12 protein-coding genes are annotated in these 10053 nt (G+C 49.2%); 2 read left to right on the top strand and 10 right to left on the bottom strand.

The window, feature by feature from the left end; translation table 11 throughout:
• From EDF88_RS24830 to EDF88_RS20595, 9 genes are all read right to left on the bottom strand, one after another.
• A partial coding sequence (locus tag EDF88_RS24830; protein ID WP_208326159.1) for a phage tail protein occupies window positions 1-1007 on the bottom strand: 1007 nt, incomplete at its 3' end.
• 98 nt (window positions 1008-1105) lie between these two features.
• A complete protein-coding gene (locus EDF88_RS20630; protein WP_134186960.1) occupies window positions 1106-1786 on the bottom strand; it encodes a hypothetical protein in 681 nt (226 codons plus the stop codon).
• Complete coding sequence (locus EDF88_RS20625) at window positions 1786-2088, bottom strand: hypothetical protein (protein ID WP_134186934.1); 303 nt, start codon at window positions 2086-2088, stop codon at window positions 1786-1788. Before EDF88_RS20625 ends, EDF88_RS20630 begins: the two co-directional genes overlap by 1 nt.
• The gene (locus tag EDF88_RS20620) at window positions 2088-5990 is read right to left on the bottom strand and encodes a DUF1983 domain-containing protein (RefSeq protein WP_134186932.1); all 3903 of its coding nucleotides are present in this window, start codon (window positions 5988-5990) and stop codon (window positions 2088-2090) included. Before EDF88_RS20620 ends, EDF88_RS20625 begins: the two co-directional genes overlap by 1 nt.
• Before the next feature lie 54 nt (window positions 5991-6044).
• The gene (locus tag EDF88_RS20615) at window positions 6045-6401 is read right to left on the bottom strand and encodes a lipoprotein (RefSeq protein ID WP_134186930.1); all 357 of its coding nucleotides are present in this window, start codon (window positions 6399-6401) and stop codon (window positions 6045-6047) included.
• A 122-nt stretch (window positions 6402-6523) separates the two neighbouring features.
• The gene (locus tag EDF88_RS20610) at window positions 6524-7117 is read right to left on the bottom strand and encodes a tail assembly protein (protein ID WP_134186928.1); all 594 of its coding nucleotides are present in this window, start codon (window positions 7115-7117) and stop codon (window positions 6524-6526) included.
• Window positions 7105-7836 carry a C40 family peptidase gene (locus EDF88_RS20605; protein WP_134186926.1) on the bottom strand — a complete coding sequence of 244 codons (732 nt, stop codon included), beginning with the start codon at window positions 7834-7836 and terminating at the stop codon, window positions 7105-7107. The genes EDF88_RS20610 and EDF88_RS20605 overlap by 13 nt, the downstream gene beginning before the upstream one ends.
• Window positions 7837-7848: 12 nt before the next feature.
• The gene (locus tag EDF88_RS20600; protein ID WP_166672003.1) at window positions 7849-8619 is read right to left on the bottom strand and encodes a phage minor tail protein L; all 771 of its coding nucleotides are present in this window, start codon (window positions 8617-8619) and stop codon (window positions 7849-7851) included.
• Entirely contained in the window at window positions 8619-8969 is a 351-nt protein-coding gene (locus EDF88_RS20595) for a phage tail protein (protein ID WP_134186922.1), read from the bottom strand. The genes EDF88_RS20600 and EDF88_RS20595 overlap by 1 nt, the downstream gene beginning before the upstream one ends.
• Before the next feature lie 100 nt (window positions 8970-9069).
• Between EDF88_RS20595 and EDF88_RS20590 the strand changes: the two genes are divergently transcribed.
• Both EDF88_RS20590 and EDF88_RS25075 read left to right on the top strand, forming a co-directional pair.
• Window positions 9070-9417, top strand: a complete 348-nt coding sequence (locus tag EDF88_RS20590; RefSeq protein ID WP_134186920.1) for a hypothetical protein — start codon at window positions 9070-9072, stop codon at window positions 9415-9417.
• A gap of 81 nt (window positions 9418-9498) precedes the next feature.
• Entirely contained in the window at window positions 9499-9630 is a 132-nt protein-coding gene (locus EDF88_RS25075; protein ID WP_279586347.1) for a hypothetical protein, read from the top strand.
• Between the two features lie 34 nt (window positions 9631-9664).
• On the opposite strand, the gene EDF88_RS20585 is transcribed toward EDF88_RS25075, so the two are convergent.
• Window positions 9665-10027, bottom strand: coding sequence for a hypothetical protein (locus EDF88_RS20585; RefSeq protein WP_243839648.1), 363 nt, complete (start codon window positions 10025-10027; stop codon window positions 9665-9667).
• Between the last annotated feature and the right edge of the window lie 26 nt (window positions 10028-10053).

The following is a 10053-nucleotide window of genomic DNA, read 5'->3' as shown; positions in this document are numbered from 1 at the left end:
CCTTCAACAAGATATACCCCGGGAGCCTGGCGAGTGACCGTTACTCCCTCTGATTCTTCATTTGTTTCCGCATTGCCGTTAGCGAAGATTTTTACGACAGGCGAGGCGGCTTTTAATGTTCCGTCAGAAGCTCTGGTTGTATTTCCTGAGTGATACCAGCTAAGGAAGTTAGAATAAAACCATGTGCCATTAGCTTGATACGTGCGGCGGAAACCCGCTACATTGTCATTCACAGCAATCTGAAAACTACACTGTCCCGCGCTGTTATTTCCCCATGTTCTGACGTTAATGAGCCCAACAAACCCACTTTCAGCTACTCCTGACCCTGGAAGCTGCTTACCCGTCGCCAATCCCGCGCTCAATCCCAACGGATATTCGCTAAGAGCGTCATATGAAACGATATTTCTAAAATCGCTATTCGTTTGAAGCATGACGGGTACTGATGGGCTCGAATCTGAAACAAGTAATTTATTTATGTTCCGTGTAGCTACATCCCCGAGCTCAAGTTTTGCGCGTGCACCTGCGGGGTCCGATGCGCCCACCCCTCCCTGCTTCATGCTAAGCGGGGTCGTCAGTCCGCTCAACGATGTAATGTCGGAGTTTTCTCCTTTTTTCGCCAGTGACTTCTGGCCCGGAACAGTTACCTGTGCGCCATTAATCATGATGGTCACATCACCCGTGCCATTCATCACATCTGCGAATCCGCTCATGTACTTCTGATACATGCCGAACGTCTCAGCAATGTCCTGCGCCAGGCCGTCAACACTCAGGCTGTCGCTAAGCAGGATGGCGTATTTCGTACCGGCAGCAATTGCAGGACTCACTGCCGGGGTGACAGATAAAGCGTTACCGCTGGTGATGGCGGTGATTTGAAGGACTTGTACTGGGGTTGTAAATGCAATGAGCGAGCAGCCAACGCGGATAAGACTGCCAGCCGCAGTAAAGTTTGTGCCGGTACCGGTGATTGTGCTGCCGTTGCCTGCGATAGTGCCTGTGGTGTAAATCATGTTTTCTCCAGACGAAAAAAAACCGCCGAAGCGGTTTCTTAAATTGACGATTGTTATTTACAGCTCGAGATTGTGAGGCTGATACTCAGAGCGATCAGTTAATCATATGCTGCGGTGTTAATTGCCGTGATTGCCATTCCTGTATTCGTCCCACCAATCGAGCTTCCCTGGCCGACTCGATTTCCTGCAGCATTAATGCGTGTGTTCTTTCCGTCAAATCTCGCCCCGGTATAAGCCGTGATATTAATTATTATTGGCTGACCTGCGGAGCTGTTAGTTACCTGCCATATTGACGAGCCTAATATACAAGGCGCTACAGCGTATGACCCTTGCAGAGTCTGGTCGATATTAACCCCGCCAGTATCTCCAGGTGTGCCGACTGTTTGTAGATCAGACAACACTTTTGATTCGTTTGTGAGCACCAGTTTCCCGGTTGCATCCCAGATTGCGAAGCCCCAGGATGGTAACGACTGTGGGAATATCGCAAATACATATGCTGTTAATGTAAATGACTGCCCGTATGGGTTATCTCCTGCAATATAGACACTCCCCCCAATACGATATGCAATCACAGGTGTCGGTTGTGCGGTGTTCGTCGTTTTAACGAACACCATGACGGGGTAACTGGCGTCTATAACAATATTCTGCTCTATGTGTTGAGCGGTGCCGTTTGCCACCGAATTAAACTCATATTTACCGTAGAGGCAGAATGGCGTTGACTGCGGGGTGACAAACGGTTGCCCATTGTCCATAACGATCATTGCGCCGAAATCGGACATCACGCCTTCTCCATGAAAACAACCAACTCACATTTAGAGGCGGGATAATTCCCCAGTCCTACAGTTGAAGCAGCCGTTACAGTGATGGTATTTCCTGATGCAACAATCCTGCGCCCGACAGTACTCCCTCCCTCATCGAGCGATACGGCGAAACCCACCTTCATCCCTGCAGGCACAGTAAACGACCAACTGCCGGCGTTCTGACCCACTGCGAGAGGTATTCGCCCTACCACAGAGACCGGCTTAATTCCGTAGTTGTTCGGCTTGCCATTCGCATCCCATGTCTGAAATCCCCATACCATTAGAATACTCCCGTCAGTTTTCCCCATTGGCAGCGCAACACGCCATTCTCATCCCTTACGCTGTCGGTAACATTTGTCGATTTTCTTGCCCCTGCACCATCACTGCCAAAATTAAACCAGGAGCCGTTCTTATCCAGCCGCCAGCCTGACGTATTCGCCACGTAGTTATTGGACTGAATGAAGTTACCGATTTTGGCATTAGTGATCGTGCCATCACCAATGACGGTATCGCGTATGATGGTCTGCCCGTTCTGGATGACAAAAGGCAGCGTTACCGCACCTCCCGCCTGAGCCATGACAGCAAACCGGTCAGCCAGGAACAATACCTGTGACTGCATCCCCCCTGGTGTATTCTCCACGCCAATGCCCATCCCGGCAGCGTATTGCCGCCCGTTCGAGTCAACGGCGACCTTGATGTTGTACATTGCGTTGAGCTTGCCAGAGGTATCAATCTGAGCGCTGTATAGTTCAGTAATTGCAGCCGTCTGGTTGCCCATTGTCACGGTCATTGAGTTGATACGAGTCGCAGCGACTTGCGTGAAATCAGCTAACGTTTTTGATAAATCAGTGACGTTTGCCGTATTGCCACCTGCGGTGGAATCCAGTGTTTTCAGCGACTCAGCAACGGCCTTGCTGGCATCAGCCATCACATTATCGACGCGCTGAATCCCGGCTTTGCTATCGCCATACTGAACGCTCATGCGCTGCGACTGATTAACCTGCGCCAGTGTGTTCTGAATCAGAGCAATCGAGGTATTCTGCACGCCGCCCTTAATTGTTCCAACCTGGCCCGTTTTGTCAGCGAGTTCAGCTGATACCTCTTCAAATCGTGAGGCCGTGGCGCTATCCAGCGTCGTGACAGCCTGGTCCAGAGTCGTGATATCAGCCGTGTTCTGTGCCGCCACCCTGCCAGCTGCATCCGCTTTATTGCCCGCTGTTGTTGCCTTGCCATCAGCCGTATCGGCTTTGTCTGACGCCACTTTCGTTGCTGCGGACACTTTATCGACCGCCGTGGTGCGCGCTTCAGTTTCCGTTGCGATAACCTGGCGCACTTCCGTGATTTCCGCCGTGTTTTTCGCGGTACCGTCAGCATTCTCACCAATTTTCGCCTCGAGATGGCGAACATCCGTAACACGGGCCTCAGTTTCAGTCGCAATCACTTCACGCAGTTGCTCAAACTTCGCTGAGTTCGCACCGTTCTGCGCCGACTGGCTTACCACCACATTCGCAATCGCCAGCGCGTTGTGAATGATGGACTCTGCAGTCTGTTTATTTGCTCCCACAGCTGCGGCAAGCTTGTCTGCGTTCTCGGTGATGGCGCTGGCCATGTCGGCGACTTTCTGATTACTGTCGACAGCGCTCTCAATCAGGTCTTTGAACAGGTCGGTGTCTTTAATCTGGTTAAGTATGGCCTCGGTGATTTCCGTGACATCGATACTCGCCTGACCGCCTACCCAGTCAGTCCAGTCGCCCTGGTTGCCGATACGGTCGATTAAGCGCGCGCGGTACCAGAATTCCTGCCCAGCCTTAAGACCCATCTGTTGATAAAGCTTCTGAGGGTATGGCACATCGGCAAGCAACATTGGGCTGGAGCCATCAGCCGCAGCGCTGTACTGGATTTCAGTATTCAGCGTATCGCCTGAATCCGCCGGGAATCCCCAGGATATGTTGATACCAAATACAACATCATTTGTAGCAGTAAGCCCAACTGGCTTAGGAACATTGCCAGTCCTTCCCTTGATATGCGTAAGCATTGAGCTGGCCCACAAACTCGATGCGCCACCGGAATTGATGGCTCGAACACGAACCAGATAATCCCCTTCAAATATGCCCGGCACTTCAAAACTACGCATCGAGGTTTGAGGCACATTAATCCACTCGTTATCACCGCGCTTCCATTGAGCTTGATAGGCAACGACATCGGCTTGCGGTTTACCGTTTTTATCCAGCGGTGCATCCCAGGTCGCGAGAAGCGTAGCAATGCGCTGCCCCTGGCGAACCGCGTCATAGCTTGAAAGGGATACATTCCCGGGCTGTCCAACCAGGCCAGTGGGAATGAGGCTAATCGGTGGAGTATCGAGCCGGGCATTGTTATCAACCGCGTCATATTTTGACGAGTTGTATTCAATTGCAGCGATGGAGAATGTGTTTTCCTCATCGTTATAGGTGAGATTCGTTACCCGGAAATACTGCAGGCGCAATTGCCCTGCATCGATGACAAACACAGCATCCATAGCAGGTTGAGAAACGAATGCCGTGGCCACGATTAACTGAGTACCATTAACCGCCTGGATTACCCTGCTCTCGACAGTGCCGCCAATGGTGCGGATCATCAATGTATCGCCAGCTACTGCACTGGTTCCCTGGTCCGTGGTTACTGCCTTGATTGCTGCATCGTATGCAACAACACGACCGCCATAGATTCGGCCTGATACCCGTTCATCAGCAAAAGCGAAAACTTTCCCGGGTATATATACGTAACCGTCCAGACCGGTGGTGACCGAAATCATGCGATCAAGGTAGTTTGAATAGACCGCCCAGCCGCCCCGGCGTTGCGCTTCGCTCTCACGAGTGCAACCAATAGCTGTTAGCTGAGTTTGTTTGAACTTGAACTGCTTAACCAGGTCAGGAAACATCACCGCAGTCGTGCGATCCTGATAATGATTATCCGGGTCGCTAAAGTTAATCAGTGCAGAGCTATAGCGGTTCTTTTCACTGCCACTTGAATAGACCGGTTTACCCACCACCGAAGCGCGGGTGAGGATCTGAATCTTCGCCGTATCCACCGGCATATCAGAAACAACGTTGAACATGTTGTTTCCCCAGCACGTCATACCATTAAAGCCAGCGGCAATATCTTTGATTACCTGGAAAGCATCAGCTTGTGACTGGATATAAACATCGAAAAGGAAGCGAGGCTCAGTACCCGACCCACCTTTCCCATCTGGTACCAGTTGATCACATCGCTGCGCAATCCTGTACAACTCCCACTTGTCCAGCATATCGACAGTGACGCGTCGGCCTAAACCGAAACGCTGCTGGGTGAGGATGTCAAACCAGATCCAGGCTGGGTTATTCGTCCATGACCATTTGAACGTTCCATCCCAGTTTCCACTGTACGTTCTCGCTGTAGCGTCGTAATTGGAGGGAACGCGGATAACACGGCCTTTGGGCTTGCAGGAAATGCGCGGGATGTTACTAAAGGCTTTTGCATTAAACGAAACGTACAGCAGCGCGGTGTGCGGGTAACGTAGCCGCGCATCAATGACCTCGGTGATAGCCTGAATCTGAGTTTTGTTCTGTAGCATCTGGCTGGCGCTGTCTGCTGTATCTCGCACAACTCGAATCTGCCAGCCGGTATTCGCCTTGGGTAAATTGATGCGGTGAGTCAGCTCATACAGCGTGCTGAGTTTTTCAGTAACCGTTTTGGTCATCACCGTTGAATAAGCACCGCCATCGGTCGCAACATCGATATGATATGCGACCGTTGTTCCCACGATATCACCATCATTTTCCTGTTGCTGGAGCCCGGTAATGCCCACTCGCACCAGCACCGCATCAATCTGCGTATTACTCAGCGCACGCGTCCAGGGCGTTGCCTTTGTCAGAGAAACTTCAACCCTTGTTTCATTCTCGACGGCAGGAAATCCGGGGATGGGCGCCTGAACTTGAGTGCCGGGTCTGAAGTCCCATGACACATTTTCGAAATTCATGGTTCCGTCTGCATTGCCCAACGGCGTACCATCCAGATAAATTCGAGTAGCATCCAGTCCACCTGCAAATTCGCCTTCACCCAATGCCAGTAAAATGCGGCAACGCGCCATTGACTGGGCTGAATCTGGCTGTTCTACAGGCGTGTGTTGCTTCTGGCTGCCACCTTTTGCACCAGTAATCGTTGCCATATTTTTCCCATAAAAAAAGCCACCCGAAGGTGGCTTAGTATTTAAATTAAACATTCAGCTATGGTTTTCGCAACCAGGTAATGACTTATCAATGATCAAATTACCTTCAGCACGAACGCCGATTTTGCCAAAAATGAATGAGTGGTTAAGTTGAGTAATCACTAAGTTACTCAAACCGACAGCGCATTTATCATTCTCAATGGCTTTATCAATTGCTGTTTTCATATTTGGGATTCCCAGCGGGAAAAGAACTACTGGATATGAGTCCTCGGCAGTAACGCGTGGACCGGTAATAAATTTATTACCGTTAATGTTGTAGTTCTTGGTACTACCGACGGTTAAATCAGCAACACGAATAGAACAGCCAGAAAGTAACAAAGCACCCAGAGCTACAGCTATAACTTTTTTCATTAAGATCATCCTTTGATTGCAATCAGATTAATCTTAACATATTCAAGTTACAAATTGTTACGACCTTAATCATCTTATTGATAAGTTGAATGAATTTTGCTCAGTCGCTCGTGAAACAGCGATTAGATATCTTCTGCTACGATCCCTGCACTAATGATCCCGCCACCAATTTCTCGCTCTCCATACAATACTGGGACCGGGTTACCCATAGCCAATGAGTTAACCGCACCACCAAATGCATAACTTGGTTTATTGTCCGGATCATCACGGCCTTGAAGACCTTTAGGTTGTGGTGAAAGCATCTGATAGATGCCACCCGCCATCATTGCTAATCCAGATGAGATTAAACCTGCGGCCATTGGAGAGGCTGTTCCCCCTGAGACATAAGTCATGATTCCCCCAGCCACTACCATTATTGCCCCAAGTATCGTTTGGAATAATCCGGCCTTCTTTGCCCCTTCCATAACTGGAGCAATGCGAATGTCATCGTTTCCACCAAGACTTTTAAAATCTTCCAGCCCAATATTTCGCTTGCCTCTGAATACAGCGAATACCATCCCATTGCTTTTGGCATTGTGTAGGTAGTCTTCAAATCCGTCAAAATTAACGCTAAGAGCTTTGACTGCTTCCATCGAGGTTTGAACTGCAAACTTATGAACGCGCCCGAAACGAGCGCCTAATGGTCCGTATAAGCGAATGGTTGTTAAACGCGCCATTGTGTTAGCTCCAGAGGTAAGTTTTTGTGGCGGACAGATATCATCGTTCTTTCTTTGAAATAGCCGCGTGAATACGGCGTGATGCAGGATGGCTGACCATAGAGGTGATGTAATAGCTCACCCTCTTCGGTGATGATCCCGGCATGATTCCACTTTCCGGATTCAACTTGCATGATGACCATGCAACCCGGCATGGGGTCACATTCGATAAAGCCCTCTTTCTCCCAGTTATCGAAATAGAGGTTGTCCGTGTATTGGCTTTCCCACCAAGGATAATCGACTCGAAAATCATTCAGCTCAACGCCCTGCGTGGCATGCCAGTCCATAATCAATCCCCAGCAGTCATGCGAGCCAAGGATGAACGCGCGGCCGATAAGCGGAATGGCATCGGGTGTAATTTCGGCGTACTGATCACAGTCAGGTGCGTAAATGCCCCAAATCACACCTGAGTTGTTGCATTGCTGACGATCAAGGTCGGAGGGAATTGGCCTTGCTCCGTCACCAGGGTGCGAATGGATAACACGGATAATCGTTCCCGAATCCTCGGCGTTTGCCCAATGATCCCCATCGATACGGAAGTGTTCAGTCGGGTTTTCATGGCTATTGGGGATCGGTATGTAGCTCTGACGTCGCCCGGATTGAATGACGAAGCCGCAGCACTCGCGAGGAGATTCCTCCAGTGCATGAGCCCGGATGGCTGTCATTATCGTTTTGTTCATTGTGAAACCTGATTATCGAGTGAAGAGAACCGTTGCGGGGAAGCCACCAAAATCGAGAGTTGCAGTGTTTGGTTCTGCCAGTCCTGCACCAAAGCGCTTGCGGCAATCAATGAGGCAACCTCCGCAAACATCAAACGCTGGGTCGCTTACCTGATTACCTTTGGCATCGAAATAAGCTATGCCGTTATAACTACAACCATCACCACTCCGATACTGGCCCCGCAAGGCCCACTCACAAAGTGATGTGATTTGCCTTGTAGGGATCACTAAGCCCTGCAGGTCAGCCGGGCTGCTCAGCGCCCAAGTGATGACCTCGTCATCTTCAGATGATTTGATGTCTATCCAGAACGTCTGCAGTGAGAACATCGTTGGATCAGCCGTTGGATTAACTCCCCCGGAAAAGTTCACGGCATCAAGGTATACGGCATAGGTGTCGATAATGCTGACTTTCGAATTCACCATGTCTTTGAACTGAAGGCAAAGCGCAGTGATATGACCATCCAGGTTCGACACACTGAGTTTTGGCTCTGCGGCTTGGTCAGTTGAAAGAGCAAGGTCAACCACTTGGAATGGCCAGAAATCGTAAGTTTTGCCATCAAAGATGATTGGCTTCGGGCCTAGCTTGTTTTCATCGCCGGCTGCTGCGTCGATTTCTTCTGGAGTGTGTGGGAATGGACTGTAGTGAAAACGGTGTATACCACCGCTGAATTCCGACGCATCAACTTCAATCAAGCGCACCCTGCCACCGGGTGCCAGTTTTGCGGCCTGGTCGACGAAAGCCATTATGCGTACACCCCATAGGCTCGTTTGATGGTGAAAGTGAGTTCTGCGAACTTGCTGCTAATAACGTTCTTGCGTACAGAATTAGCGACAACGCGGTAAAGCCCCTTCTCTTCACCTGGGGGGGTAATGACGAATGCTTTCACTACATGAGTCAGCAGGAAAGTGCGAAGTTCATTCACTTCCGCTTCAGCCCCCACATGCTTCATTGGCAACTGGATAGCTGTCGAGTTAATCCCGTTCTCGGCTACTTGTTCATAGCCATCACCAAACTGGGCTGCACGGACTGTCTGACTATATTCGATAGGTCCAGCACCAAGTTGCGAATGCCATTTATAGGTTTCTACTGCCATAATTGCTCCATAAAAACCGGCCTAAGTGGGATGGTTAATTCACACATCTTAGGAGTAGAATTGCGTTTTGAATTCTATATTTACTTGTAAGGTTAATTTAATGAAAAATATTCTGGCATTATTGCTTGTTTTAACTTCATTTGGATCAAGCGCTCAATGCATTGGTACAAATGCGTTATCCAGTTGTTATGATAATAATGGAAATAGTTATACGGTAAGCCGCATGGGTAATATGACAACCGTGAATGGTAACTCCAGTAATGGGTCAAACTGGTCACAAACTTCCAATACCGTTGGTAATACAACATATACAAATGGAACTGCGTCCAATGGTCAGTCTTGGAATGAGACTCAGACAAATATGGGCAACGGTAACCGCATGATTTCTGGAACAAACTCTCAAGGCCAGTATTACTCTCACAATTGTAATCAATACGGTTGCAATTAATAGCCGCTCTCAATAAATAGAGTTGTAGCCGCCAAAGAGCGGCCCTGCACCATCGCATCATTTAATGGCAAGGTTAATGAAATGAAGAAAATGATCGCATTGGTATTGGTTGTAATGTTCGGCATGATGTCTGTTTCTACTATGGCGTGTCCACGCGGTACGCATCCGCATGGCGGAACCGGATCTCACCACGCTGGCGGTACTTGCTACTGATGTGAAAAGCCCCGGACTGGCCGGGGCTTAGTAGTTATTTTTTACAAGATGATGTGATTATCGCCATATTGGGCCCCTCAGAATCTTGGGAAATAACAGCAGAGCTACTGACAAACCCAGAATCTGTCTGCCCTACGTATATAACAAATGCCGAATCACCTGCATAACCCCCTATTGCGTTTTTAGCATTAACCTTCCCGCAAACATATCCACTAGTTCTTGGCTTACCATTATTCGCATCAGGAGAAAACCAAACATCACTAAACTTGGCGCTATCAGGATCTTTTAGCGCTTCCTTAATCTGTGATTCACCATAACTAATGGCTTCGCTATACTCTCCAAAGCAACCGACAAGTGGAAAACAAGCAGCCCCTACCAATAGCAGTCTTTTCACCATCATCCCCTTATTTATCGTGGTTTTAG

It is taken from the genome of Buttiauxella sp. BIGb0552, from assembly GCF_004366275.1.
In the GTDB taxonomy this organism is placed as follows: domain Bacteria; phylum Pseudomonadota; class Gammaproteobacteria; order Enterobacterales; family Enterobacteriaceae; genus Buttiauxella; species Buttiauxella gaviniae.
This window is presented reverse-complemented; position numbering and strand designations above follow the sequence as displayed.

Bases quoted from the DNA above. Each gene is read 5' to 3' on its own strand.
- EDF88_RS20630 (WP_134186960.1), bottom strand. From the start codon at position 1,786: ATGTCCGATTTCGGCGCAATGATCGTTATGGACAATGGGCAACCGTTT.
- EDF88_RS20625 (WP_134186934.1), bottom strand. From the start codon at position 2,088: ATGGTATGGGGATTTCAGACATGGGATGCGAATGGCAAGCCGAACAAC.
- EDF88_RS20620 (WP_134186932.1), bottom strand. From the start codon at position 5,990: ATGGCAACGATTACTGGTGCAAAAGGTGGCAGCCAGAAGCAACACACG.
- EDF88_RS20615 (WP_134186930.1), bottom strand. From the start codon at position 6,401: ATGAAAAAAGTTATAGCTGTAGCTCTGGGTGCTTTGTTACTTTCTGGC.
- EDF88_RS20610 (WP_134186928.1), bottom strand. From the start codon at position 7,117: ATGGCGCGTTTAACAACCATTCGCTTATACGGACCATTAGGCGCTCGT.
- EDF88_RS20605 (WP_134186926.1), bottom strand. From the start codon at position 7,836: ATGAACAAAACGATAATGACAGCCATCCGGGCTCATGCACTGGAGGAA.
- EDF88_RS20600 (WP_166672003.1), bottom strand. From the start codon at position 8,619: ATGGCTTTCGTCGACCAGGCCGCAAAACTGGCACCCGGTGGCAGGGTG.
- EDF88_RS20595 (WP_134186922.1), bottom strand. From the start codon at position 8,969: ATGGCAGTAGAAACCTATAAATGGCATTCGCAACTTGGTGCTGGACCT.
- EDF88_RS20590 (WP_134186920.1), top strand. From the start codon at position 9,070: ATGAAAAATATTCTGGCATTATTGCTTGTTTTAACTTCATTTGGATCA.
- EDF88_RS25075 (WP_279586347.1), top strand. From the start codon at position 9,499: ATGAAGAAAATGATCGCATTGGTATTGGTTGTAATGTTCGGCATGATG.
- EDF88_RS20585 (WP_243839648.1), bottom strand. From the start codon at position 10,027: ATGGTGAAAAGACTGCTATTGGTAGGGGCTGCTTGTTTTCCACTTGTC.